The sequence below is a fragment of the Haliea atlantica genome (assembly GCF_054779855.1).
The window spans coordinates 1,047,777-1,074,286 of sequence record NZ_BAAGXL010000003.1 but is presented as its reverse complement, the minus strand read 5'-3'; the positions used below and the strand labels follow the sequence as shown (position 1 = coordinate 1,074,286).

21 protein-coding genes are annotated in these 26,510 nt (G+C 64.4%); 15 read left to right on the top strand and 6 right to left on the bottom strand.

What is annotated here, in order from left to right; translation table 11 throughout:
* Positions 1-10 precede the first annotated feature (10 nt).
* Complete coding sequence (locus ACYVGS_RS05025) at positions 11-352, bottom strand: outer membrane protein assembly factor BamE (protein ID WP_460587543.1); 342 nt, start codon at positions 350-352, stop codon at positions 11-13.
* 74 nt (positions 353-426) lie between these two features.
* Between ACYVGS_RS05025 and fur the strand changes: the two genes are divergently transcribed.
* On the top strand, positions 427-849 hold the full coding sequence (gene fur / locus ACYVGS_RS05020) for a ferric iron uptake transcriptional regulator (RefSeq protein ID WP_460587542.1): 423 nt from the start codon (positions 427-429) through the stop codon (positions 847-849).
* Between the two features lie 43 nt (positions 850-892).
* Here fur and recN read toward each other — a convergent pair whose 3' ends face one another.
* Positions 893-2,560, bottom strand: coding sequence for a DNA repair protein RecN (gene recN, locus ACYVGS_RS05015; protein ID WP_460587541.1), 1,668 nt, complete (start codon positions 2,558-2,560; stop codon positions 893-895).
* 135 nt (positions 2,561-2,695) lie between these two features.
* On the opposite strand from recN, the gene hrcA reads away from it, so the two are divergent.
* From hrcA to ACYVGS_RS04960, 11 genes are all read left to right on the top strand, one after another.
* Positions 2,696-3,733, top strand: a complete 1,038-nt coding sequence (hrcA, locus tag ACYVGS_RS05010) for an HrcA family transcriptional regulator (RefSeq protein WP_460587540.1) — start codon at positions 2,696-2,698, stop codon at positions 3,731-3,733.
* A 105-nt stretch (positions 3,734-3,838) separates the two neighbouring features.
* Positions 3,839-4,435 (top strand): nucleotide exchange factor GrpE, encoded by a 597-nt coding sequence (gene grpE / locus ACYVGS_RS05005; RefSeq protein ID WP_460587539.1) that lies wholly within the window; start codon positions 3,839-3,841, stop codon positions 4,433-4,435.
* Between the two features lie 105 nt (positions 4,436-4,540).
* On the top strand, positions 4,541-6,472 hold the full coding sequence (gene dnaK / locus ACYVGS_RS05000) for an Hsp70 family protein (protein WP_460587538.1): 1,932 nt from the start codon (positions 4,541-4,543) through the stop codon (positions 6,470-6,472).
* 100 nt (positions 6,473-6,572) lie between these two features.
* Entirely contained in the window at positions 6,573-7,703 is a 1,131-nt protein-coding gene (dnaJ, locus tag ACYVGS_RS04995) for a molecular chaperone DnaJ (RefSeq protein WP_460587537.1), read from the top strand.
* Entirely contained in the window at positions 7,700-8,518 is an 819-nt protein-coding gene (gene dapB, locus ACYVGS_RS04990; protein ID WP_460587536.1) for a 4-hydroxy-tetrahydrodipicolinate reductase, read from the top strand. The genes dnaJ and dapB overlap by 4 nt, the downstream gene beginning before the upstream one ends.
* A complete protein-coding gene (gene trxA, locus ACYVGS_RS04985; RefSeq protein WP_460587535.1) occupies positions 8,515-9,369 on the top strand; it encodes a thioredoxin in 855 nt (284 codons plus the stop codon). Before dapB ends, trxA begins: the two co-directional genes overlap by 4 nt.
* Positions 9,370-9,626: 257 nt before the next feature.
* Entirely contained in the window at positions 9,627-10,805 is a 1,179-nt protein-coding gene (locus tag ACYVGS_RS04980) for an acyl-CoA dehydrogenase family protein (protein ID WP_460587534.1), read from the top strand.
* A 24-nt stretch (positions 10,806-10,829) separates the two neighbouring features.
* Positions 10,830-11,990 carry an acyl-CoA dehydrogenase family protein gene (locus ACYVGS_RS04975; protein ID WP_460587533.1) on the top strand — a complete coding sequence of 387 codons (1,161 nt, stop codon included), beginning with the start codon at positions 10,830-10,832 and terminating at the stop codon, positions 11,988-11,990.
* On the top strand, positions 11,987-13,027 hold the full coding sequence (locus ACYVGS_RS04970) for an LLM class oxidoreductase (RefSeq protein WP_460587532.1): 1,041 nt from the start codon (positions 11,987-11,989) through the stop codon (positions 13,025-13,027). Before ACYVGS_RS04975 ends, ACYVGS_RS04970 begins: the two co-directional genes overlap by 4 nt.
* On the top strand, positions 13,027-13,818 hold the full coding sequence (locus tag ACYVGS_RS04965; protein ID WP_460587531.1) for an SDR family oxidoreductase: 792 nt from the start codon (positions 13,027-13,029) through the stop codon (positions 13,816-13,818). Before ACYVGS_RS04970 ends, ACYVGS_RS04965 begins: the two co-directional genes overlap by 1 nt.
* Positions 13,819-13,861: 43 nt before the next feature.
* Positions 13,862-14,569 (top strand): histidine phosphatase family protein, encoded by a 708-nt coding sequence (locus ACYVGS_RS04960; protein ID WP_460587530.1) that lies wholly within the window; start codon positions 13,862-13,864, stop codon positions 14,567-14,569.
* A 345-nt stretch (positions 14,570-14,914) separates the two neighbouring features.
* Here the strand turns inward: ACYVGS_RS04960 and ACYVGS_RS04955 are convergent, their stop codons facing one another.
* The 3 genes from ACYVGS_RS04955 to ACYVGS_RS04945 all read right to left on the bottom strand — a co-directional run bounded on the left by ACYVGS_RS04955 (position 14,915) and on the right by ACYVGS_RS04945 (position 17,771).
* Positions 14,915-15,784 (bottom strand): acyl-CoA thioesterase, encoded by an 870-nt coding sequence (locus tag ACYVGS_RS04955; RefSeq protein WP_460587529.1) that lies wholly within the window; start codon positions 15,782-15,784, stop codon positions 14,915-14,917.
* Complete coding sequence (locus ACYVGS_RS04950; protein WP_460587528.1) at positions 15,777-17,075, bottom strand: TetR/AcrR family transcriptional regulator; 1,299 nt, start codon at positions 17,073-17,075, stop codon at positions 15,777-15,779. The genes ACYVGS_RS04955 and ACYVGS_RS04950 overlap by 8 nt, the downstream gene beginning before the upstream one ends.
* A gap of 123 nt (positions 17,076-17,198) precedes the next feature.
* The gene (locus ACYVGS_RS04945; protein WP_460587527.1) at positions 17,199-17,771 is read right to left on the bottom strand and encodes a DNA-3-methyladenine glycosylase I; all 573 of its coding nucleotides are present in this window, start codon (positions 17,769-17,771) and stop codon (positions 17,199-17,201) included.
* Positions 17,772-17,944: 173 nt separating this feature from the next.
* Here ACYVGS_RS04945 and ACYVGS_RS04940 point away from each other — a divergent pair, with 173 nt between their 5' ends.
* A complete protein-coding gene (locus tag ACYVGS_RS04940; protein ID WP_460587526.1) occupies positions 17,945-18,703 on the top strand; it encodes an enoyl-CoA hydratase/isomerase family protein in 759 nt (252 codons plus the stop codon).
* Between the two features lie 2 nt (positions 18,704-18,705).
* Here the strand turns inward: ACYVGS_RS04940 and ACYVGS_RS04935 are convergent, their stop codons facing one another.
* Complete coding sequence (locus ACYVGS_RS04935) at positions 18,706-21,780, bottom strand: ligand-binding sensor domain-containing protein (RefSeq protein ID WP_460587525.1); 3,075 nt, start codon at positions 21,778-21,780, stop codon at positions 18,706-18,708.
* A gap of 191 nt (positions 21,781-21,971) precedes the next feature.
* Here ACYVGS_RS04935 and ACYVGS_RS04930 point away from each other — a divergent pair, with 191 nt between their 5' ends.
* Both ACYVGS_RS04930 and ACYVGS_RS04925 read left to right on the top strand, forming a co-directional pair.
* Positions 21,972-24,500, top strand: coding sequence for an autotransporter family protein (locus ACYVGS_RS04930; protein WP_460587524.1), 2,529 nt, complete (start codon positions 21,972-21,974; stop codon positions 24,498-24,500).
* A 41-nt stretch (positions 24,501-24,541) separates the two neighbouring features.
* Complete coding sequence (locus ACYVGS_RS04925; protein WP_460587523.1) at positions 24,542-26,494, top strand: hypothetical protein; 1,953 nt, start codon at positions 24,542-24,544, stop codon at positions 26,492-26,494.
* The last annotated feature ends 16 nt before the right edge of the window (positions 26,495-26,510 follow it).

Sequence of the window (26,510 nt, the reverse complement as noted above, 5' to 3'; positions counted from 1 at the left end):
GGGGGGAAATTCAGGATTCGCTGTTGGCCCACGCCGGCTGCAAGTCGCCGCTGACCCCGGTGAGCCGGTCACCGTCGAAATAGACGGTCACCTGGGATTCCCGCATGACGTCGTCGCCGCGACGCATGACATAGGGGTAGTCCCAGCGCTCGCGATTGAAGCTGTCCTCGACCAGGGGCGTGCCCATGATGAAGCGCACCTGGCGCCGGGTCATGCCGGGCTTGAGCTGGTCGACCATGTCCTGGGTCACCAGGTTGCCCTGCTCGACGTTGATGCGATACACCCCCGGGAATCCGATCCCACCACAGGCGGTGAGACAAGCAAGGGCGAAGGCGATCAGCAGAATGCGCATGGGCCAGAACTTCCACTTCGGAACAGGGAGTGGCATCATAACGCCACAGTCCTGTACAGAGAACCCCCGAGATCATGAGCGTTGAAAACCAGGAGCTGCGCAAGGCCGGTCTCAAGGTGACCCTGCCGCGCGTGAAAATCCTGCAGATCCTGGAGTCCACGGAGGAGAGCTCCCAGCATTTGAGTGCGGAAGATGTCTATCGCGCGCTGCTGGAGGCGGGCGAGGACGTGGGCCTGGCGACGGTCTACAGGGTACTGACCCAGTTCGAGAGTGCCGGTCTGGTGACGCGGCATAATTTCGAGACCGGCCACTCGGTCTTCGAGCTGGCCAAGGGTGAACACCACGACCACATGGTCTGCATGTCGAGTGGTGATGTGGTGGAGTTCCACGACGAGGTCATCGAGCAGCGCCAGCGGGAAATCGCCGAGGCCCACGGCTACGAGATTGTCGATCACTCCCTCGTGTTGTACGTCCGCAAGATCGGCGAGAAGGACTAGCTCCGCCCCCGACGGGGCCCCCCGGGTGGGTGCCCGGTACGCTTCAGGCGTCCGCCACGTCCCGGGTGCCCAGCATCTCCCGGGCGTGCGCCAGTGACTGTTCGGTAATCTTGACCCCCCCCAGCATGCGGGCGATCTCGCGGGTACGTTCGTCTCCGTCGAGGGGCGCCATCTGCGTCAGGGCCGCTTCCCGCTTGACCGTCTTGCTGACCTGCAGGTGCTGGTCGCCCTGCGCCGCCACCTGGGGCAGGTGGGTGACGCAGAGTACCTGGGTATCCCGGGCCAGGGTTCGCAGCAGGCGACCGACGACTTCCGCCACAGCCCCGCCTATCCCCACATCGACCTCGTCGAAGACCATGCTGGGCAGGGTGCTGTGGCTGGCGGTGGCCACCTGGATGGCCAGGCTGATGCGCGAGAGTTCGCCTCCCGAGGCAATGCGACCGAGGGGCTGGGGCTCCGCGCCCGGGTTGGTGCTGACCAGGAACTCCACGTCTTCCAGGCCCTGGGGGTGTGGGGCGGTGCTTTCCCGCGGGTGTAGCGCCACCTGGAAGCGGCATTGGCTCATGGCCAGGTCGCCGAGCAGCTGGGTGACCTGCTTCTCCAGCTTCGCCGAACTCTTGCGGCGCGCCTTGCCCAGCTGTGCGGCGGTTTCGCGGTAGCGATCGGCCAGCTGCTCCAGCGTGGCCTCGAGGCTGGCGAGGCGTTCATCACCGCCCCCCAGTTCGTCGAGTTCGGCGCGTAGCGTTTCGGTGAGGGCCGGCAGCTCCTCGGGCCGTACCCGGTGCTTGCGGGCGATGTCGTGGACCTGTGCCAGCCGCTGTTCCACCGCAGCCAGGCGCTCCGGCTCCAGTTCCACGCCGTCGATGTGGCGCTGGATCTCCCGCTGCGCCTCATCCAGCTGGATACCGACCGACTCCAGCAGCTCCCGCGCGTTGTCCACGGTCTTGCCGCTGTGCAGGCGGCCCGAGAGCAGTTGCCGGGCCTGGCGAATGGCTCCCGCCGGCTCCTCGCACAGTGCCAGGGCCTGGTGGGCGGCCTGCAGAATTTCCTCGGCGTTGGCCAGCTGCCGCTGGTCTGTTTCGAGCTGCTCCAGCTCATTCTCGGCCAGTCCCAGTTCCTCCAGCTCACCTACCTGGTAGGCCAGCAGCTGGGCCCGCGCGTCCTGCTCCTCTCGGGCATCGCGGAGGGCGTCGCGGGCCTCGCGGGTTTGCGTCCACTCCCTGGCGAGGTCCGCCACCTCCCGCGCCCGTGCCTCCTGGCCGGCAAAACTGTCCAGCAGGTCCCGCTGGACACGCCTGCGCAGCAGGGACTGATGGGCGTGCTGGCTATGGATGTCAACCAGGCGCTGCCCCAGGCTGGCACAGTCCTGAATGGTCGCCGGACTGCCGTTGATCCAGGCCCGGCTGCGCCCCTCGCCGGTCACCACGCGGCGCAGGAGGCAGTCGTCGCCATGCAGGAGTTCGCGTTCCGCCAGCCAGGCGCGGGCGCTGGGGTTGTTGCCAATATCGAAACTGGCGGTGATCTCCGCCCGCTCGCAGCCGGGACGGATGGCCTTTGGATCGGCGCGGTCGCCCAGGCAGAGACCGAGAGCGTCCAGCATGATCGACTTGCCGGCCCCGGTTTCCCCGGTGATCACAGTCATGCCGGACCTGAACTCCAGTTCCAGCTGGTCGACTACCGTGTAGTGGCGGATGCTGAGGTGGGTGAGCATGGCGTCGTTGGCCTCGTGAAATGCCCGCCTGTTATACCCCAGTTGCCGCCTACCATAAACAGCAGGAGTGGTCACCGGCTTGTCACTGCGCCTTCATGTGGTTATAAATCAGGCAGGTTAAACAGGCGGAGCCCAATGCGCCCAGACGAACTTTCCGAACGCGCCCGCACCGTGCTCAAGAGCCTGGTCGAGCGGCACATCCGCGACGGTCAGCCGGTCGCTTCGCGGGCCCTGGTGGAAGAAGCCGGCCTCCCGGTCAGCGCCGCGACGGTGCGCAATATCATGTCGGATCTCGAGGAGCGGGGGCTGCTGCACTCGCCCCACACCTCGGCGGGTCGGGTCCCCACCGCCCAGGGCTACCGCTTGTTCGTGGACCGCCTGTTGCAGACGCAGCCCCTGGATGCCGCCGCGCTCGCCAGCCTGCGGCAACAGCTCAATCCCGACCGCAGCCCCAGCGAGCTGGTGCAGTCGGCCTCCTCCCTGCTCTCCGCGATTACCACCCAGGCCGGGCTGGTCACCGTGCCGCGGCCGGAGGCCCGCCAGCTGCGGCAGGTGGAGTTCCTGCCGCTGTCCGGCGACCGCGTACTGGTGATCCTGGTGATCAACGAGCGGGAGGTGCAGAACCGCATCATCCACACCCGCCGCACCTTCAGCGAGAGCGAGCTGCGCGAGGCCGCGGCGCTGGTCAACCAGCGCTTCTCCGGCCAGGCGCTCGAGCATGCGCAACAGCACTTGCTGCGGGAAATGGCCGAGGCGCGCAGCCGCATCGATGACTACCTGCAGGCGACCCTCGACCTGGCCAGTCAGGCCCTGGAAGAGCCCGAGGCGAGTGGCGAGGATTATGTGGTGGCGGGGGAGTCGCGACTTCTCGACCAGGCCAGTCCCGAGGAGCTGGGGCGCCTGCGGGAGCTGTTCGATGTCTTCGAGCGCAAGAAGGACCTGTTGCACCTGCTGGAGCGCTGCTCCCGGGCCCAGGGTATCCAGGTCTTTATTGGCGAGGAGGCGGGTTACGACGTCTTCGGTGACTACAGCGTCATTACTGCCCCCTATACCGATGGCGCGCGTACCCTCGGTGTGCTGGGGGTGATCGGGCCCACACGCATGGCCTACGAGCGGGTGATTCCGGTGGTGGATGTCACTGCCCGCATGTTGAGCGCCGCCCTCAGTCAGTGAACGCTTGAATTTCCGTTTCCAGGCCCAATATCCGCAGCAGAGATAGGGCGCGGGTCGCTTGACCCCTGCCCACGTCACTTTATTGCCGGATAGGGAGTGGACAGCGTGGCAGAACAAGACAGCAAACAGGACAAGGACCCCGCCATCGACGGCGAGTCGCCGGAAGTTGCCGAGGACCAGCTGGCCGCTGGTGAACAGGCTCCGGGCGCCGAGGACGACGAAGGCCCCACCGAGGAGGAGCTGGTCCAGAAACTCGAGGAAGACCTGCTGGCGGCCCGCGACGCGGTGCTGCGGGCCCAGGCGGACGCCCAGAACGCCCGCCGTCGCGCCGAGCAGGATGTGGAGAAGGCGCGCAAGTTTGCCCTGGAGGGCTTCTGCAAGGAGCTGCTGCCAGTCGTTGACAACCTGGAGCGTGCCCTCGAGGTGACCGCCGGCCACGACGAGTCGGTAAAACCGATTGTCGACGGTGTCGAGCTGACCCTGAAAAGCTTCCAGGATGCCCTGCGCAAGTACAACATCGAAGCGGTGGACCCCCAGGGTGAGCCCTTTGACCCGCAGCTGCATCAGGCCATGAGCATGGTGGAGAACGCGGAGGTCGAGCCGAATACGGTGATTGCCGTGATGCAGAAGGGCTACACCCTGAACCAGCGCCTGGTGCGCCCGGCCATGGTCATGGTCAGCAAGGCGCCCGCCGCCAGTTGAGGCTTTTTGCGAGGCCGCCTTGAAATCCGCCCGGAAGGGCCAATATAGAGCACAAGTTCAAGCCAAAGCCGGCCGGCGCGTACCGGCCGAAGAGGAGACAAGCACATGGGCAAGATTATCGGTATCGACCTGGGGACGACCAACTCCTGTGTCGCCATCCTGGACGGCACACAGGCGAAAGTCATCGAGAACGCCGAGGGTGATCGCACCACGCCGTCGGTGATCGCCTACACCGACGACGGCGAGATCCTGGTGGGCCAGAGCGCCAAGCGCCAGTCGGTCACCAACCCCGAGAACACCCTGTATGCGGTGAAGCGCCTGATCGGCCGCCGCTTCAAGGATGATGTGGTCCAGAAAGACATCAAGATGGTCCCCTACAAGATCATCGAAGCCGACAACGGCGATGCCTGGGTCCAGGTCAAGGACAACAAGATGGCGCCGCCGCAGGTGTCCGCGGAAGTGCTGCGCAAGATGAAGCGCACCGCCGAGGAATACCTGGGCGAGACGGTCACCGAGGCAGTGATCACCGTGCCCGCCTACTTCAACGATTCCCAGCGCCAGGCGACCAAGGACGCCGGCCGCATCGCCGGCCTCGAGGTCAAGCGCATCATCAACGAGCCCACCGCGGCGGCGCTGGCCTACGGCATGGATAAGGCCAAGGGTGACCGCACCATCGCGGTCTATGACCTGGGTGGCGGTACCTTCGACATCTCCATCATCGAAATCGCCGAGGTGGATGGCGAGCACCAGTTCGAAGTGCTGTCGACCAATGGCGACACCTTCCTGGGTGGCGAGGACTTCGACCTGCGCCTGATCGAATACCTGGCGGCGGAGTTCAAGAAGGAGTCCGGCATTGACCTGCACAGCGATCCGCTGGCCCTGCAGCGCCTGAAGGAAGCGGCGGAAAAGGCCAAGATCGAGCTGTCCTCGAGTCAGCAGACCGAGGTCAACCTGCCCTACATCACCGCCGACGCGACCGGGCCCAAGCACCTGGTGGTCAAGCTGTCCCGCTCCAAGCTGGAATCCCTGGTCGAGGAGCTGGTCAAGCGCTCCCTGGAGCCGGTCAAGGTGGCCCTGGAAGACGCCGGCCTCAAGCCGAGCGAAATCAACGACGTGATCCTGGTCGGCGGCCAGACCCGCATGCCGATGGTGCAGAAGGCCGTGGCCGACTTCTTCGGCAAGGACCCGCGCAAAGACGTCAACCCCGACGAGGCGGTTGCCATGGGCGCGGCGATCCAGGGTGCGGTACTCTCCGGCGACGTCAAGGACGTGCTGCTGCTGGACGTGACCCCGCTGACCCTGGGTATCGAGACCATGGGTGGCGTGGCGACTCCGCTGATCGAGAAAAACACCACGATCCCGACCAAAAAGTCGCAGACCTTCTCCACCGCGGAGGACAACCAGACTGCCGTGACCATCCACGTGGTCCAGGGTGAACGCAAGCAGGCGGCGCAGAACAAGTCCCTGGGCCGCTTCGACCTGGCCGACATCCCGCCCGCGCCCCGCGGCATGCCGCAGATCGAGGTGACTTTCGACCTCGACGCCAACGGCATTCTCAACGTCTCGGCCAAGGACAAGGCCACGGGCAAGGAGCAGTCCATTCGCATCACCGCGTCTGGCGGTCTCTCCGAGGAGGACATCGAGAAGATGGTGGCGGACGCCGAGGCCAACGCCGACGCCGATGCCAAGTTCGAAGAGCTGGTCACGGCCCGCAATACCTGCGACGGCCTGATCCACGCCGCGCGCAAGACCCTCGAGGAAGCCGGTGACAACGCCACTGCCGACGAGAAGGCAGCTGTGGAGGCCGCTATCGAGGAGGCCGAGCAGGCGGTCAAGGGCAGCGACAAGGAGGCCATCGACGCGGCGGCCAACAAGCTGACCGAGGCCACCGGCCCGATCGCCCAGAAGATGTACGCCTCCCAGGCCGAGGCCGCGCAAGGTGCGGCGGATGACGCCGGGCAGGCGGGCGACGGCAAAGCCGCGGGTGAAGACGTGGTGGATGCCGAGTTCGAAGAGGTCAAGGACGACAAGAAGTAAGCGGCACGCGTGCCCCCCGCCTTCGGGCGGGGATCCCGATCAACCACGTCAACGCGGGCACCTGTCCCGCGTTGTCATTTGCGAATAGCGTCACCAGACCATGTCCAAACGCGATTACTACGAGGTGCTCGGCGTCAGTCAGGGGGCCGACGAGAAGGAAATCAAGAAGGCCTACCGACGGGTGGCGATGAAGTACCACCCGGACCGGAATCCCGACGACCCCCAGGCCGACGACAAGTTCAAGGAAGCCACCGAGGCCTACGACGTTCTGATGAACGCGGAGAAGCGTGCGGCCTATGACCGCTTCGGGCATGCCGGGGTTGACCCGAACATGGGCGGCGGAGGCTTCGGCGGTGGCGCCGGGAGCTTCAGCGACATCTTTGGCGACGTATTCGGCGATATCTTCGGTGGCGGCGGCCGCGGCCGCGGCGGTCCCCAGCGCGGCTCGGACCTGCGTTATACCCTGGATATTTCCCTCGAGGAGGCCGTTCGCGGCACCACGGCGGAAATCAAGGTGCCGACCCTGTCCACCTGCGAGGAGTGCGACGGCTCCGGCGCTCGCAAGGGCAGCTCGCCGGTATCCTGTAACACCTGTGGGGGCATCGGCCAGGTGCGCATGCAGCAGGGCTTTTTCCAGGTGCAGCAGACCTGCCCCACCTGTCGCGGTCGCGGCAAGATGATCACCGACCCCTGCGGCAAGTGCCACGGCCAGGGCCGCGTGGAGAAACGCAAGACCCTCTCGGTCAAGGTTCCCCCGGGCGTCGATACCGGCGACCGCATTCGCCTGTCCGGCGAGGGCGAGGCAGGGCCGGAGGGTGGGCCTACCGGCGACCTGTATGTGCAGATCTCCGTGCGGCAGCACCCGATCTTCGAGCGCGACGGACGGCACCTGTACTGCGAGGTGCCGATCACCTTCGTCGACGCCGCCCTGGGCGGTGAGCTGGAAGTGCCGACCCTGGACGGGCGGGTGAAGCTGAAAATCCCGGCGGAAACCCAGACCGGCAAACTGTTCCGCCTGCGCGGAAAAGGCGTCAAGCCGGTGCGCGGCGGCGCGGTGGGCGACCTGCTGTGCCGTGCGGTGGTGGAGACCCCGGTGAATCTCAGCAAGCACCAGAAGGAGCTGCTCCGCGAGTTCCAGGAAAGCCTCGGTCAGGGCGATGGCGGGCAGTCGCCGCGCCAGAAGAGCTGGTTCGAGGGTGTGAAGGAATTTTTTGAAGACATGAAGCCATGAGCATACGAATCGGGATAACCGGCACCGCCGGGCGCATGGGGCGGACCCTGGTTGAGGCGATTGCCCAGTCGGGTGCGGACGTGGTCCTGGCGGCTGCGGTGGAGCAGCCGGAGAGCAGCCTGATCGGCGCGGACGCCGGAGAACTGGCCGGCCTGGGCAGGAACGGCGTACCGGTGGTCGGTGACCTGGCGCAGGTGATCGATCAGCTGGATGTGCTGGTGGACTTCACCGTGCCTCAGGCTACGGTCGCCAACGCCGAGCTCTGTGCCCGACACGGCGTCGCCCTGGTGATTGGCACCACCGGCTTTACCGGCGAGCAGCAGGCGGTGATCGACCGGGCGGCGAGCCGCGTGCCGGTGTGCAAGGCCTCCAATTTCAGCACCGGTGTCAATTTGTGTTTCAAGCTGCTGGACATGGCGGCACGGGTGCTGGGCGACGACGTGGATATCGAGGTCGTCGAGGCCCACCACCGGCACAAGATCGATGCTCCCTCGGGCACTGCGCTGTCCATGGGTGGCGTGGTGGCCAATGCCCTGGGCCGCGACCTGGCCGAAGTGGCAGTCTACGGTCGCGAGGGCCAGACCGGCGCTCGCAAGCGCGAGACCATCGGTTTTGCCACCGTGCGCGCCGGTGATATCGTCGGCGACCACACGGTCATTTTTGCCGCCGATGGCGAACGGGTGGAAATCACCCACAAGGCCTCCAGCCGGATGTCCTTTGCCCGGGGCGCGGTGCGCGCGGCGGGCTGGCTGGTGGGGCGTGAGCCGCGACTCTACGACATGCAGGATGTACTGGGCCTGAGGAACAGCGCGTGAACGAGAACATAGTCGATATTGACGAGAGCAACGCCGCGGCGCTGCTGATCGAGGAGTCCCACCGGCGCCCGGTGCTGGTGGATTTCTGGGCGGACTGGTGCGGGCCCTGCAAGAGCCTGATGCCGGTACTGGAAAAACTCGCCAACGAGTACCAGGGCGCCTTCCTGCTGGCCAAGGTCAACGCCGACGAGCAGGGCATGATCGCCCAGCAGTTCGGGGTCCGCAGCCTGCCCACCGTGGTGGTGATGCAGGGCGGCCAGCCGGTGGACGGCTTCGTCGGTGCCCAGCCCGAGGCGCAATTGCGCGAGCTGCTGGAAAAATATCTGCCCAAGCCCTGGGATGCCCTGCTGGAGCAGGCGCGGGAGCTGATGACCGCGGGTGACTTCGGCGCTGCCCTCGGCCTTCTGCGCCAGGCCTGGGAGGATTCGAATCACCGCCACGACATCACCCTGGCTTACGCCCATGCCCTGATCGAGTCCAACCGACTGGACGACGCCGACCAGGTCCTGTCCACGGTGCTGATGGCGGATCAGGATGCCGAGTGGGAGCAGCTGGTGGCGCAGCTCAAGGTCAAGCGCGAGGCGGGCAAGTCTCCCGAGATTGAGGCCCTGGAGCAGCAGCTCGAGGCCGACCCCGACAACCATGACATTCGCGCGCAACTGGCGGTGGTCTATACCAATGCCGGCTACTATCGCGAAGCCCTGGAGCACCTGATCACCGTGCTGAGACAGGATCTCAACCACGCCGACGGTGCCACCAAAAAGGCCCTGCTGGACACCATCGCCAGTCTGGGCAAGGGCGACCCCCTCGCCGCCGAGTACCAGCGCAAGCTCTACAGCCTCTTGTACTGAGGATCCCGGAGGGCACCGGTCTCAGCGCCGGCGCCCTCCAGCGCGCCACCCCTTTTTCCCAAGCCCCATTCCGGTTCTCGCAACGCTCCGTGCTCGCTGCCACCCCTTGGCGCGGGTGGTGCTTCCTTGTGCCTGGCCCCGGCACTCGCCGTGCGGCTTGTTTTGCCCGTGCAAACTCGCTACTGTACATGCTCCCGTGATGAAAAACATACCAAGGGTTCAAATTCAGCCTGGCCGCTGCCACAGGAGGACATGCCATGGACACCCGCTTCACCCCCGAGGAAAACGCCTTCCGCGACGAGGTCAGGGCCTTTTTTGACAAGGCCTGGGACGAGGAACTGCAGGCGCGCCTGCAGGACCAGGAAACCTTCAAGGACGCGGTAATCGACTGGCAGCGGCGGCTCTACGAGCAGGGCTGGATTGCGCCCAACTGGCCGCAGGAATATGGCGGCACAGGCTGGACTGCCACCCAGAAGTACATCTACGAAACCGAGCGTAGCAGCGCCGGAATCCGCGATGTGATCCCCTTCGGGATCAACATGGTGGGGCCGGTCATCTATACCTTCGGCAGTGACGAGCAGAAACAGCGCTTCCTGCCGGGCATTCTCAAGAGCGAAGACTGGTGGTGCCAGGGCTATTCCGAGCCAGGCGCCGGCTCCGATCTCGCCTCCCTGAAAACCCGCGCGGTGCGAGAAGGCGACGAGTATGTGGTCAATGGCGCCAAGATCTGGACCAGTTACGCCCAGTATGCTGACTGGATCTTCTGCCTGGTGCGCACTAACAGCGAGGGCAAGAAGCAGGACGGCATCAGCTTCCTGCTGATCGACATGAATGCCCCCGGCATCAAGGTCAACCCGATCCACTCCATCGACAACCACCACAGCCTGAACGAAGTCGAGTTCAACGATGTGCGGGTGCCGGTGGCCAACCGGATCGGCGAGGAGAACAAGGGCTGGACCTACGCCAAGGCCCTGCTGGCTCACGAGCGCACTGCCATCGCCGGGGTGGCGGATTGCAAGCGCATCCTGGCCGAGGTCAAGCGCAGCGCCGCGCTCGAGGTCAATGGCGGCAGGCCGCTGATCGAGGACCCGGTGTTCCAGCAGCGTCTGTCGGATATGGAAATCGAGCTGATGGCCCTGGAATTCACCGAACTGCGTGTGCTGGCGACGGTGGCCGCGGGACATGCGCCGGGTGCGGAGTCTTCGCTGCTGAAGATCCGCGGCACCGAGATGCAGCAGTCGGTGCAGGAACTGCGCATGGAGCTGGCGGCCTATTACCAGGGTGTGTTGCCCAACGACCTGACGCCGGAACAGCTGGGCCACGACTTCGGCAGTGCCGCGCGACAGTCCTACATGTACGGTCGTGCTGCCACCATCTACGGCGGTTCCAACGAAATCCAGAAGAACATCATTGCCAAGGCCGTGCTGGGCCTGTGATCCCGGACAAGCGAGGTTAGCACCATGAACTTTGATTTCACTGAAGAACAGGGGATGCTGCGGGACAGTGTGGCGCGCTTTGTCCAGGACAGCTATTCCTTCGATACCCGCCGGCAAATTGCCGCCTCCGAACGGGGTATCAGTCCCGAGGTCTGGCAGACCTTTGCCGAGCTGGGCTGGCTCTCCGTGCCTTTTGCCGAGGAGCATGGGGGCTTCGGCGGCGGGCCGGTCGATACGCTGGTGATCATGGAGGAGCTGGGCAAGGGCCTGGTGCTGGAGCCCTACCTGGCGACCGTGCTGCTGTTTGGCGGCCTGCTGGAGCGCGGCGGCACGGAGACACAGCGCAGTGAGTGGTTGCCGAAGATCATTGAGGGAGGGTGCCAGGGTGCCTTTGCTTTCCTGGAGCGCCAGAGCCGCTTTGAAATAACCGATGTCGCCACCCGCGCGGAGGCGGACGGCGAGGGTTTCCGGCTCAACGGCGAAAAGGTCGTGGTGTTGAACGGTAGCAACGCGGACCAGCTGATCGTCACGGCGCGCACCGCCGGTGGTCAGTTCGAGCGGGAGGGTATCAGCCTGTTCCTGGTGCCGGCGGATGCCGCCGGCCTCGAGCGTCTGGATTATCCGATGATGGACGGGCAGCGGGTGGCCAACTTTGTGTTGAAGAATGTGCGTGTGCCGGCCGACGCCCTGGTGGGGCAACGCGATCGGGCCATGGCCGTCGTCGACCCGGTGGTGGATACCGCCCTGGTGGCCCTGGGCGCGGAGGCCCTGGGCATCATGAGCCAGCTGAACGCCAAGACCCTGGAGTACACCAAGACCCGCAAGCAGTTCGGCGTACCGATCGGCAGTTTCCAGGCCCTGCAGCATCGCATGGTGGATACCTTCATGGCCTGTGAGCAGGTGCGCTCGCTGCTCTACCGGGCGGTGTGTGCCCTCGAGGCGGGTGACTCCGAGGCGCGGCTGAACCTGCATGCACTCAAGGTGATGGTGGATCGCGCCGGCAAGCAGATCTACGGCGAGGCGATACAGCTCCACGGCGGCATGGGTATCACGGACGAGCTGGACATTGGCCACTACGCCAAGCGCCTGATGATGATCATCGCCACCTTTGGCAATGGCGACTGGCATCAGGCACAATTCAATCGCCTGCGCTATGCATCCCGAGATGGAGATAACAGATCATGAAACTGGGTATTCTGCTGGGCTATTCCGGCAAGCACATCGATATTCCCCTGGAGCTGATCCGCCGCGCGGAGTCCATGGGCTACGACTCGGTGTGGACCGCCGAGGCCTACGGCAATGATTCGGTCACCACCGCGAGCTGGGTGCTGGCGCACACCACGAAAATCAAGGTGGGCACGGCGATCATGCAGATGCCGGCGCGCACCCCCGCCATGTGCGCGATGACCGCCATGTCCCTGGACCAGCTCTCCAACGGGCGCTTCATTGTCGGCCTCGGTGCCTCCGGTCCCCAGGTAGTGGAGGGCTGGCACGGTGTGCCCTACGGCAAGCCGGTAACCCGCACCCGCGAGTACATTCAGATCATGCGCCAGATCATGGCCCGCCAGGGACCGGTTACCTTTGACGGCGAGATGTATCAGCTGCCGAACACCGGCCCCGGTACCACCGGCCTGGGCAAACCCCTCAAGTCCATCCTGGAAGGCAATCCCGAGATCCCGATCTATACCGCATCCATTACACCCGCGGGCCTGCGCTGCGCGGGCGAAGTGGCCGACGGTGTTTTTCCGGTGTGGATGGACCCGAACAAGTTCGACATCCTGGGCGAGCACCTCCAGAAGGGCTTTGACAAGGCGGGCAATGGCAAGAGTCTGAAGGGTTTCGATGTCGCACCGTTTGTCTCGGTGTCCATGAACGATGACCTGGACGCGGCCTTCGACGCCCTGCGCCCCTGGCTGGCGCTCTACATCGGCGGTATGGGGGCCAAGGACAAGAATTTCTACAACGACTACGCCTCGCGCCTCGGTTACGCCGATGAGGCCGCCCGTATCCAGGAGCTCTACCTGGCGGGCAAGAAGGCCGAGGCGGAGGCTGCGGTACCCACGGCCCTGCTCGACGAGGTGGCGCTGGTGGGGCCAAAGGACCGCATTCGCGAGCGACTCGGTGCCTGGAAGGCGGCCGGGCAGCGCGGGGAGGTGGGCACCATGCTGCTGGGCGTTCACGATCCCGAGGTGCTGGAGCTGTTTGCCGAGGAGCTGCTCTGATGCAATTGGCCGACCGCGTGGTGGTAGTGACGGGGGGCGGCAATGGCATCGGCCGGGCCCTCTGTGAACGCTTCCACCGGGAAGGTGCCCGCCAGGTTGTTGTGGCGGATCTCGAGCAGGAGAGTGCCGATGCGGTCGCGCGGGAGGTTGACGGCGAAGCCCACGCACTGGATGTGACGGATGAGGCCGCGCTGGCCGAGCTGGTGCACGGCGTCGAGGCACGCCACGGCCGCATCGATCTGTTCTGCAGCAACGCCGGTATCATTGCCGGTGATGGCGAGCCCTGGTGGGCGACGTCCGCGCCCAACAGCACCTGGCAGCGCATGTGGGAAATCCACGTGATGGCCCACGTGTATGCCGCCCGCGCCTGCCTGCCGGGCATGCTGGAGCGCAGTGAAGGCTACTTTCTCAACACGGCCTCGGCGGCCGGTCTGCTCAACCAGATCGGCGATGCGGCCTATTCGACCACCAAGCACGCGGCGATCGGCTTTGCCGAGGCGCTGTCGATTACCCATGGCGACGATGGCATCAAGGTTTCGGTCTTGTGCCCGCAGGCGGTCGCGACCCGGATGATCGGCAGTCTTGAGGACGGCGGCACGGCCGGCGTCGATGGTGTGCTCAGTCCCGAGCAGGTGGCCGAGGCCACGATTCAGGGGCTCGCCGCAGAGCGCTTCCTGATCCTGCCCCACGCCCAGGTGGAAAACTACCGCGCCCGCAAGGCGGCCGACTACGACCGCTGGCTCGGCGGCATGCGCAAATTGCGCCGACAGTATCCCCACCCCGAACTCTGACTGGGGCAGGGTCCGAAACTCCCGATTTTTCGACAGGACACCCATGGCAACGCTTTACCTGATTCGCCACGGTCAGGCCTCCTTTGGCACCGACCACTACGACCGCCTCTCCGACCTCGGCCGACGCCAGGCGGAGGTCTTGGGCCACTACCTTCGCGACCACGGTATCCACCTGGATGCCGCCTACAGTGGCAGCCTGCAGCGGCAGCAGGACACCGCGCAGCTGGCCCTGGCCAGCCAACCCGAGGCACCGCTCCTGCAGGTGGACGCGCGTTTCAACGAGGTCAACAACGACGAGCAGATCCACTACCTGACCCCGGTGGTGGCGCGCCAGCAGCCGCATATCCAGGACCTGGTGAACAGCGGCCTCAAACGCAGCAAGGACTACCAGAAAGTGATCGAAGCGGTGTTCACCCACTGGACATCCGCCGAATGCAGCGAGCCGCGCATCCAGAGCTGGCCGGACTACCGCGACCAGGTGATGGCCGGTCTGCGCGAGGTGATGGCCGCCCAGGGTAGCGGCAAGACCGTGGCCATCTTCACCTCCGGCGGCACCATCGCCACCGCGGTCAGCCAGGTCCTGGGCCTCGACGGCAGCCACACCTACCGCTTTTACGAGCCCATCTTCAACGCCTCGGTCACCCAGTTCTTCTACAGCGGCGACAAGGTGTCGCTGTCCTATTTCAACGACCGCTCCTTCCTCCAGGTCCTCGGCGGCCAGCGCGGCGAAGACCTCGTCACCTATCGCTAGACGGTCTTTTTGATCGGGCCCGGGAGATACGGCTACAGGCCGGTTTGGGACACGCTGTGAATACATCCCTGTAAGCTCGACGGCGACGTCCCTGTCGCCGACGGTCCCAAACCGGCCTGTAGCCGTATCTCCCTACGTGCCATCGGTGAAACGTGGGTGCGACAGGGACGCATCACTGTGTGTCCCGGCATTTTGTCACCTACCAGTAAGGGACTTCGGGAATAGCACGGAGGGCGAGGGCGGGTAACCGTCTCTTGGGACCGTCGACCGCATGGACGCGGTCGACGAGCTACAGGGACGTATTCACCGCGTGTCCCAAGAGACGGTTACCCGCCCTCGCCCGGACTATTTTCCGGATGACCGCTGGCGGATCAGGGACTCCTGGGCCACGCTGGCCACCAGCTCCCCACTGCGGGTGTAGAAACTGCCGCGACTCATCCCACGGCCACCGAAGCTGCTCGGGCTGTCCATGACGTAGAGCAGGAACTCGTCGGCGCGCAGCGGCCGGTGGAACCACAGGGCGTGATCGAGGCTGGCGATCTGCATGCCCGGGCTGTGGCCGGTGAGCGGGTGGGGCAGCAGGGCGGTCCCCAACAGGGCGTAGTCGGACATGAAGGCGAGCAATGTCTGGTGGCGCACGGGGTTGTCGCCGAGGTCATCCGCCCCGGCGGCGACGCGGAACCAGATGTGCTGCTCCGGCTCCTTCGGCTGCGGGTCGAGGTAGTCCCGGCGGCTTACCGAGTAGCGCTCGATCACCGGCATCATGGGTGCCTGGAAGCGGTCGGGGAAGCGTTCCGAAAGCTGCTTCCAGTACTCGAAGTCACTTTCCAGTGCCTCTGGCGGGGGCACGTCGGGGAGTGGAAACTGGTGGGAGAGCCCGTCCTCGTGAACCTGGAAAGAGAGCGAGGTAATAAAGATCGGCACGCCGTCCTGGCGGGCCACGACGCGCCGGGTGGTGAAACTGCCGCCATCGCGGATCGGGTCCACCTCGTAGATAATCTGCTTGCGCGGGTCACCTGGGCGCAGGAAATAGGCGTGCATCGAGTGGCACAGGCGGTCCGGTTCGACACTGCGCCCGGCGGCATTCAGTGACTGGGCCAGTACCTGGCCGCCAAATACCCGCGGCGGTTTCTTCAGGCTGCGGCCCAGGAACAGGAATTTGTCGATACGCTCGACCTCCAGGAGGCTGAGCAATTGCTGCAGGTCATCAGTCATGTGCGCTCCGGTTGTCCTGCCGCGGCAGCAGGCCGTTGAAGAACAGGTCGAAATAATCGATTGCGGCGTGGTCGAGGTTGTCGATGCGCCGCCAGAGGTGAATGTCCATGGCGGCATTGATGGCGCCGGCGATGAGTTCCTGGGCGATTTCCGGCGCGATCGGGCGAATGCTGCCGTCCTCGATGCCGGTGCGCACCAGTTCGCCGAAGCGCCGGTTGGAGGCATCGGTGCGGCGTAGAATCTCGCGCCGCTTTGGCGCTGGCAGCGCGGTAATCGAGGTGTAGCGGATCAATGGCCCCTGCTCGCTGTTCTGAACACGGAAGATGCGCCGGCACAGTTGTTCCACTTTCTGCAGCCCTGTGCCGGGGAAGGTCGCGACGTCCTGGTGCTGGGCCTCGGTGATTTCCAGGGAGTAGTTATAGCACTGGTAGAGCAGGTCTTCCTTGTTGCGGATGTGGTAGTAGAAGGCCCCCTTGGAGACCTGCAGCTGCTCTGCGATCTCATCCAGCGAGGTGCCGTTGAAGCCTTGCTTGTTGAAATACCAGGTGGCCACCTGGCAAAAGGCTCGCTGCTTGCGTCGGTTCTGCTCGCTGCGATCGAAGCCGCTTCTGAAGTCGGCTTCACCCGGCGGTGGCGGGGGGCCGGGCGGGTAATTCCCGGTCCCGGAGTACAGGCCGTGGGCCAGTATGTCCCAGGCTTCCCGGGCAATGGTCATGACCCGTTCACGCGGGTGGGCATGTAGCCAGGAAAACAGCCAGTCGAGCGAGCCCAGCAAAGCGCGGGTTGCCGAGGTGGTGTCGCAGGGGCGCGCCTGTCCGGCTTCGATCGCGCTGCGCAGGTAGCCACGCAGTCGCTTGAACAGTGCCACATAGCGGGTTTCAACCTCCCGTTGATTCTCGTCCTCCAGGGAGGCGATCTCCAACAGGGCAGCCAGATGTGGCCCGCGCCCCTCTCGGGCGGCGAGCCAGTTCTCGAACTGCAGATAGACAAAGGCCTGGATCCGCGCCATCGGCAGTGCGTGTGCCTTTTCGATCCGGTCGAGACTGGCATGCTGGTGCGCCAGAGCCGCGATATAGCACTGGTGGATCAGCGACTCCTTGGTGCGCACATAGTAGTAAAGGCTGGTTTTGGTGAGCCCGAGGGACTCGGCGATGTCTTTCAGGGTGGTGGCTCGCGAGCCGCGGGAGTTGAACAGCCGCGCCGCCTGCGACAGGATGGCGGCGCGTTTGGCGTCGTGCTGCGCCGTGCGGTTGAAAGGGGAGAGCTCTGGGCGCTTTTCCGTGCCGGGCATGGGGCCGTCCCCGAAAATCCATACTAAATAGTCGACAATTCCAACTTTAAGTATTTTTTTTGTCGCTGTCTACCGGAGACGGGTGTCGCCGCGCTGCCGGCAGGCCGTTTGGCCTGCCGTGGCTCAGGCCAATTGCGCGCATTCGGCGTGTCGAAAGCACTGGACAAGGTGGTCATTCACCATGCCCGTGGCCTGCATATGGGCATAGACAATCGTGGGGCCGACAAAGCTGAAGCCCTGCCGACGCAGATCGCGACTGAGGCGTTCCGACAGCGCTGTGCTCGCGGGCACCTCGTCGAGGCTTTTCCAGTGGTTCTGGATCGGCGTGCCGTCGACAAAGTCCCACAGGTAGTCGGCGAAACTGCCGTGTCTCGCCTGTACCTCCAGGAAGGCCCGTGCGTTCTGCCGGGCCGCCTGTATCTTGCGGCGGTTGCGGATGATGTCCGGGTTTTCCCGAAGTGTTTCCAGTTCGGTCTCTGTCATGCGCGCCACTCGCTCCGGGTCGAAGGCGTGGAAGGCGTGTCGATAGCCCTCCCGCTTGCGCAGTATGGTGATCCAGGACAACCCTGCCTGGGCACCTTCGAGGAGCAGGAATTCAAATAGTTGCCGGTCGTCATGCAGGGGCACACCCCATTCCCGGTCGTGGTATCGCTGGTAGAGCTCGTCGCCCGCACACCAGTCACAGCGTTGTTTCATCAGGCCTCCCGACATCGCCCCTGGTCACTGGAGTGGTCAGTATCCCGGCGCGCCGCCGGCCTGTCCATGTACTCGGTGGCCATTGTGAATACCTGCCTGCGGGAAGAGGCTGGCGGCAAATAGCCACCGGCGGTGCTGGCGCAGATCCGGAGGCTGTGCGAAACTTCCGCGCCATGAGCGAGACAATTCACTTTGAGCGGACCGGTCACATTGCCCGGCTGGTACTGAACAACCCCGCGGTGCACAACGCCCTGGGGCTTGCCGAGCTGGGTGCCATCCGCAGCCACCTTGCCTCCCTGCAGGGCGACAGCCAGGTGCGTGTGCTGGTGCTCACTGGCTGGGGCGAAGGTACCTTCTGTGCGGGGGCGTCCCTCAAGGAGCTCGGGCAGGGCAACTTGAGTGGTGAAGCCTTCCAGGAAGTCTCGGACCAGCTCGCCAGTCTGCCGATACCGACGATCTGTGCCCTCAACGGTGATGTTTTTGGCGGTGGCGTGGAGATGGCACTGAGCTGCGACTTCCGCATCGGCGTCTCGGGCATGCGGCTGCGGGTGCCGGCGGCGCGGATTGGCCTGTGTTACCCGGCCTCGGGCATCGCCCGCTTTGTCGAGCGGCTCGGGGTGTCAGCAGCCAAGCGTCTCCTGCTCGCGGCCGAGAGTTTCTCCGGTGAAGAGCTGCTGCATCTGGGTTTTCTGGATCACCTGGTACTGCCCTCGCAGCTGGATCGCAGCGCCGAGGAGCTTGCCTCGCGCCTGGCCGCCTCGGCGCCCCTGTCGGTACAGGCCATGAAGGCCTTGATACAGCAGGCAGCGCGCGGGGGTATCGACCCCGCCGACGCCGAGCGCCTGGTGCAGCGCTGTTTGAATTCCGACGATATTCGCGAGGGTTTTGCTGCCCAGCGTGAGAAGCGCGAGCCGCGATTTTCAGGGCATTGAGATTATCCGGCCGCTATGCCGGGCCAGTGCAGCCGCAGGACCAGGGTGTCCGCGCTTGTCGACAACTCCCCACCATTGCGCTCCAGGAGTTGGCGGGCGACCCGCCAGAGGCCCGCCCCTCGGCTGTCCGGGGTGTCGTCCACCTGCCGGAAGTCGCCGCTGAGATAGACCTGGCAACCCGCGCCGCCAATCGCGCTGTCGGCAAGCGGGTCGGCCGCCAGCATCAGGCAATCCCGCGCTTGGCCGTCGTCCTCGCCCACTGACCGCAATACCAACCACAGGCTCGCTCCCATCGCCATGGCGGCCTGCCAGGGCAGCGGCAGCTCGGGGCAGTCGTTGATGGCAATCAGGGGCCCTCCACCTGGGCCCGCTGTATCCAGCACGGTGTCGACCAGGCGGTGCAGTAACAGGTAGAGCTCTGTCTGGTGATGGAGCGTCTGCCGGTCCAGCGTCTCAAGCAGTTGCATCAGCGCTTCGCGATCCTCCTCGGGCAGCCCGGTCAGTGTGACCGGCAGTGACCAGTCCAGCAGCTGTCGCTGCTGGGTGTGGAGTGCGAGGAGCAGTTGCCGATAGTGATCGTGTTCCTCTCGAAGGTTATCGGCCATGCGTCCTGCAGCCGTCTCGCTCTCCTGCACATGCCGGTGTGCCGTGCGCCAACCCCGATAGAGTCGATGGAGGTAGCGCAGTATCAACCAGAGCAGCGAGGCCAGACCGGCATAGGCCAACAATGCCCAGCCGCTGCGCCACAGCGGTACCGGTACACGCACGTCGATTGAGGTGATCGGCGCTGCGTCGAAGTGGGTTCCGCGTGTCGCCTGCACGTCAAACTGGTAGGTGCCGGCAGGCAGGTTGGTATAGGTGGCCTGGCGGCGGCCGCCGGCGTCAATCCACCCGGGATCCAGGCCTCGCAGCCGGTAGCGATAGCGTACGCTCTCGGGGTCCCGATAGGTCAGGGCGCTATACTCGATATTCAGCCAGTAGTCATCCCGGGTCAGCGCTATGGCCGGTTGGCGATTGCTGCCTGCTTCTGGAGCGAGCGTGTGGCGACGGTTGTCAGCCAGGCGATAGCCGGTCAGGGCGACCTTCGCGCGGGTTTCTGCGAGGGGAATCTGTTCGGGGTGAAAGCGGATATAACCGCGGTTGCCGCCGAAATAGAGGAAACCCTGGGGATCCCGGTGCGAGCTGCCCAGCTCGAACTCCAGGTTGGTCAGGCCGAAGCCGCCGCCGAACTGTCGGTGGTTGCCGGAGGGCGTTCGTACATTGAGGCCCTGGTTCGAGGCATACCAGATGCGGCCACTGTCATCGGCTTCCAGGGCATAGATGGTCTGGTTCTGCGTGGTGTCGCCGCCGGCGGGTCGCAGGACGCCGGCGCGCATTTGCCAAAGGCCCTGGTGAAGCGAGCCAAACCAGAGCTCTCCCGACGGGGTCTCTGTCGCGGCCCAGATCGTGGGTGAAGACGGGGACGCTGGCGCGTCCCCATCCAAAGTGACGCTGTGAAATGTTCCGAGCGCTTCATCAAAACGCTGCAGACCACCCTCGCTGCCGACCCAGACCTGGCCGTCGCCAGACTGGAACAGCATCAGGATGCGATCGTCCGCGAGAGTTCCGCGGCTCTCGCCCTTACGGAAGCTCAAGAGCTCTTGATCCGCGGTGAGTTGGCCCAGTCCGCCACCATACATGCCGATCAGGGTGTTCCCGGCCCGGGTTACCAGTACTGCGCTCACCGCATTGGAGGCTAGAGCAGGGCGGCTGCCTGTGTGCCAGCGGGTCGTTTCACCGCTGGCCAGGTCGAACAGGTCGAGACCCGCCTCCCGGTAGGCCACAAACAGCCTGTCGGCATGCCGGTACACGCCCATGATGGCGCGGTTGTGCAAGGCCTGCTCCAGGCCTGCGCCGCGGGGAAGCTGATGCCGCGAGCCCTGTCGCAGTACCAGCCCCTCGTAGGCGCCGAGCAGAAGCTCGCCGTTTGGCAGGCTGGTCATGCCGGCAATCGTCTGTAGCCGGGGGTGGTGCTGAACACCCCAGAGTTCGAAGCTTTGACGGTCCAGCAGGTGCAGGCCGTCATAGGTGCCGACCCAGGCCATGCCGTGCCGGGCCGGCGCGAGGCTGATCACTTCGTTGTCGCGCAGGTGACTGTTGTCGCGCCTCAGGTGTTGCAGAAGTTGCCGTCCGTCGGTGACCAGCAGGCCAAGGTCGGTACCGGCGAGGATCAGTGCCTCGCCGGCTGTACCGCGCGCATTGGCTTTCAAGTGGTGGATGCTGGCTTCCGACAGTGGCGGCTGGTCCATGCCCCTCGGGCGACGACAGTGTTGCCCCTGCTCCAGCAGCCAGAGGCCGCGTCCGCGGGTGCCGATCAGGAGCGTACCACCACCGAGTGGCAGGACTTCCTCGACACGGTGCAGGTCGCACCGGGCCTGCAGGTCGACCGCACGCAACGGGCTGCCATCCGCGGCGTGCCACTGTAGCTGCCCTTTGAGTGTGCTGGTTAGCACGCCGCCCCCCGGCAGGGTGCTGATGGCGCTGATCCTGCCGCTCGGCGCAGGTGGGCTGAAACGCTGGTAATGTCCGTCCGGACGCAGCGTTATCAGTGTGCCATCCTCGAGTCCCAGCCAGGTTCGTCCATCGGCGGTGACACGCATTTCCGCCACCAGCCGGTCTGTCGCGCGCTGATCATCGCCCCAGTGCCAGGGCAGAAAGCGGTCTCGCTGTGGATCAAACACAAGTACCCCGGCTCCCAAGGTGGCCGCCAGTACCGAGCCATCGGCCGCCTCAGCCAGACCGGTGACCCGCGGTCTGCGCTGGTCGCCGGCGCGCCTGCTCAGAGCCTGGTAGTGGCGCGCATGGTCGCCCTGGAAGCGGGTAATGCCCTCGAGTGTGGCAACCCAGACTTCGTCGCTGCTGTGGTGCAAGACATGCAGAATGCTGTCCTGATGGAGGTGGCGATTGACCGGTGTGTGCCACAGGGACAGTGCTAGCTCGGGTTCGCTGGCTGCCATCAGCCGCGCGGGGAAGAGCAGGCAGCTGGCTATCGCCGACAGGATGGCTAGACTCAAGGAAAGTGCTGCCCGTGTGATCATCCCTGCTCTCCACGGTTGACGGTCACCCCGGTGGGCTGTGTGGCTAGTTTGGTAACCTAGCATCTTGTTTGCCAGTCGACCTGTCCGATGGCTGCTTCTGCAGACCACTCCGCAGATTCGCTATCGTTACATTGACGATACCCGGGTCAGGGTCGATACTTCATGACTGCGTTTCTGGGGAGCAGGACTTCATGAAGACGATGCACAAGGCTTTCGCACTCGCGGTGTCGCTCGCGGGGGCGGCGTCGGCATTTTCTGTCCAGGCGGCCAACGTCGCTGTTGGGCGCGATCAGAGTCTCGAGTTCAGTGACCCGGCGATTGTGCGCGTCGAGGTCCTGGACTCGGAAAACAACCCCGGCGGCGATGCCGGCGCGCTGGTGACCGGCTTTTCCGGGCAGAATGCCTGTCTCGTGTACGTTTACGACGACGCCCAGACACTGGACCAGGATGTGCGGCTGGCGCTGTTCGACGCCAATGACAACGTGCTGGGCCTGCCCATCGTCACGATCACCAATACCTACCACAATACGGTCGACAGCAGTTGCGGCACGGTGCAGCTGCCCACCACAAACAGCCCGCCGGTGGCAATCGACGACAACCTGGGTAGCGACTACGTCGGGCGCAATGTCCTGGCCAACGACAGCGACCCGGATGGCGACAGCCTCAGCGCGGAGCTGGCGACCGGCCCCCAGAACGGTACGGTGTCACTGTCACCCTCGGGTGTGTTCACCTACACCCCGGCTTCCTCCTTCGTGGGTGTTGACAGTTTCACTTACCGGGCCAGTGACGGCCAGGCGGTCAGCAATCTGGCCACGGTGACCCTGGAGGTGGTGGCGGCAAACCGGGCGCCCCAGGCCGTTAACGATACCTTCGGGCCCGATTTTTCCGGTGCCAATGTCCTGGCCAACGACTCTGACCCCGATGGCGATGCGCTGCAGGCCATACTCGCCCAGGGGCCGACCAGCGGCACCCTGCAGCTCAGCCAGGATGGCACGTTTACCTATACGCCCGACCCGGGATTCTCGGGTGAGGACAGTTTTCGTTACCGGGCCTCGGACGGTGCGCTGGAGAGCAACGCGGCAACCGTGACCCTGCGCGTCGGGCCCGCCGCGGGCGGGCCGCCCATTGCGGTGGACGACGACTTCGGCGGTGACTGGCGCAGTGCCAACCTGCTCGACAACGACCAGTTTGCCGATATCACCAGTCTGGAAATCGTGCTGGTGACCGCGCCGGAGGGCGGGACGCTGTCCCTGCTACCGGACGGCAGCTTTGAGTATCGCCCCTTCGCCGGGTTCGTGGGTGCCGACAGTTTCAGCTACCGACTGCAAACAGCCAGCGGGCAGCAGTCCGGTATTGCCACGGTCAGCCTGGACGTGGATGGCGAGGCGTCCGGTGAAGACGGGGTGACCGGCAAAGCCGACGCCGACGGTACCAGTGTGCTCGCCAACGCGAGCCCCAACGAGTTGCGTGTGTCCCGGCGCATCGACGCGATCTGCAACCGCATCGATCCGGAAAACGAGGACCAGGCCGATCTTCTCGATCTCTGCAGCAACCTGCGGGCCCAGGGCACCACGGCGGAGCAGGCACTGGCTGCGCTTCGCGCGCTGACGCCCGAAGAGTTGGCGGTCATCGGCAAGGCCGTGCGGGTCCTGTCCTTCAGCCGTTTCCGCAGCATTGGCGCGCGTATGGCGCGTGTTCGTGAGGGCGGCACCAAGGGCATCAGCCTGGCGGGCCTCAACCTCAATTACGGCGACTCGCAGGTTTCGGGTGAACAGCTGGATCAGGTGCTGGGAGAGTCCCTGTCGTCCCTGGGAACAGGTGCCAGTGGCGACGAGCTGCTGTCGGGCAGCCGCTTGGGTTTGTGGTTGCGCGGTGACCTGAGTTTCGGCGAACAGGACCGCACGGAACTCGAGTCAGGCTACGATTTCGACGCCCAGATACTGACAGCGGGCGTGGACTACCGGGTGAACGACAATCTGTTCGTGGGTGCTTCCCTGTCTGCCGGACAGGTCGAGGTTGAGTTTGCCGAAAGTGGTGGTGATACCAATTCCGACACCTATGCCCTGGCACTCTATGGCAGTCTCTATCGCGGCAGCAGCTATCTGGATGGTGTGGTGAGCTATGGCTGGTCCGACGTCGATACCCGGCGCAACATCCGCTACGACGATTTCGGCGGACGGGTTGAGCGCACGGCGCGTGGCAGCACCGATGGCAATGAGTATTACCTGAGCCTGAATGCCGGCCACACCTTCGATTTCCGCGGCCTCAAACTGGATCCGCTGGTGCGATTCTTCTACCTCGACGGGGATGTGGATGCCTTCACGGAAACCGGCGCACAGGGACTGAACCTGCAGGTGGATGATCAGGGCTTCGAATCCATGAGCCTCACCGCCAGTGGCCAGCTTAGCTATACCTTCCTTCCCAGCTGGGGCGTTGTTACACCCTACGTCCGCCTCGAGTACACCTACGAGTTCGAGGACAGCGCAGACGGGGTCCGCTATCGCTTTGCCAATGATCCTTTCGCCGATCGCAGTGCGGAAAACAGCCTGCGCATTGATGTCGACGATCCGGATACCAGTTACATGGTCTACAGCGCCGGCGTGGCGGCACAGTTTGCCCACGGCATCAGCGGTTTTGTCGCCTACCAGACATTGGGCGGCTACACCGACCTGGATGCACAGATCGTATCGGTGGGCATGCGCTGGGAAATGGCGCTCTGACTCGGGAATTCACAGCACAGCGACGCTAGCAGGACAGAACTATGGCTTCTCTCAAGCTTTCGGATAATGCCTTCGGGACTCTCGGTCTGACGATTACCGAGTCTATCGATCTGGCGGCTATTTCCAGTGCCTTCAGCCAGATCCTCGGCATCAATTACCTGTTCGACAGCCTCGATCTGTCGACGGTCACCCGGACGGGGCTCACTGCTGCGGGTTTGACTGTCGACGGTCTGCCACTGGCCCAGAGCACACTGACGGTTGGCGCTTTTGCCAGCTTCGATCCGCAGCAGACTGCGGTGACCAATTTCCGCACCCTGAAGCTGAGCGAGGCCACGACGCTGGCAGAAGGCAGCCAGGACGGCCTTACCTATCTCGATTTTGATATTCAGCCGGGCACACTGTTTTCCTTCGGCAGTGACAGTAGCCTGAGTTTCGACAACCAGCTGCAGACCTTTGACTTTTCCGGTATCGGCACCGGTGACATCGCACTTTCGGTATCCCTGAATGCCGTCGCCGACTTCGCCGATCCCCAGGTGCCTTTCTCGGGCTACCAGCTGATCGCCAGTGCCAATGACGACGAGGTGTTCGGCTTCAACTATTTCGGCGATTTCCCGCCCCCGGGTCAATTTGCCGGCAGCAACACCTACCTGCTCGGCGCGGGCAATGACCTCTTCCTGGGCGGGGAGGATGTTGCGCGGGTCGATGCCGGTGATGGCGATGATGTTGTCGAACTGAATATCGAGCTCGGGCCGGGTGGCAATGAAGTCGCGGGTGGCGCAGGTCGCGACCTGTTGATTGGCTCGGGTGCAGCCGACCTGCTGGATGGCGGCGATGATGACGATGTCATCGATGGTTTCTCCGGCGACGATATCTTGCTGGGGGGAGGGGGCAATGATCTGCTGCTGGCAGGCTTTGGCTCGGTGCAGCTGTCGGGCGGCGCGGACAACGATACTCTGATCGCGGGCGAAGGCGACAGCACCCTGGTCGGCGAAGCCGGCCAAGATCGCTTCGTCGTCGCCGAACTGGCGGAGGTTTGGGCCCGCATGGACGTGGCTGACCCCGGTCTCAGCGAAGCCTTCCTGCTCGGCTTTACCGGGCAGGTCTCGGCGGGCTCGGTCGTGATCGAGGACTTCAGCGCGGCCGATGACCTCCTGCTCTTCGGCCTTTCCGAGGGCAATATCGCGAGCCCCTTCGGTAATTTTCTGCTTGAGGGCTTTGAGGACGAGGGCGGCGCGACGTTCTTCGAGTTCGTCGATTTCTCCCAGGAGGGCAGTTTCAGTTACCAGGTGGCAGACACCCAGGGCAGTATTTCCTGGAATAACGCCGTGCTCCAGGTAGACCAGACTAGCAATACTTCCCTGACCCAGTTTCTGGATACTTTTGTCTTTGTCGATTCCAGCCAGGAGCTGTCGGTGGATGCCGCCTTTGAGGTGCGCTATCACCAGGGAATCGAGTCCACCTGGGACAACTACGATGTGTTTTCCGGCCTGTCGGTGACCCGGCAGGGCGAAGCCGGGCCTGTCAATGGCCAGGACAAGATCAATCTCGCGCTGCTGGGGCTGAGTGACCACGACCTGCAGGGCAATGCCACCGGCGAGGTTGCCGATATTCTGTTCAGCACGATCGACTTCCAGCAACAGGAAGGCTTCTCGCTGGATACACTGTCGGAACAGAATCCCGAGCTTACCGACTTCTTCCGCGACCCTCTGGCCGAATTCTATCGGCCGGTGCATGTCGAATATCTGCCGGGCTCTCTGAATGACGGTATCCACACCGCCATGACCTATGTGGACGTGGATGGTGATGGATCTTTCAATGTTGATCAGGATATGGTGTTTCTGCTCGAGGATATCCGACCCTCGGAGGCACTGGTGGATCTGGAGGCTTCAGATCTCTATAACCCCGGTGGTGGCACGGGCATATTTGTGTTCGACACCGCACAGGAAAGCTTCTGGTTCAATGACCCCGTAAGCGAAGATATCCTGGCCGGCTGAGGTCGTGCTGTCTTCC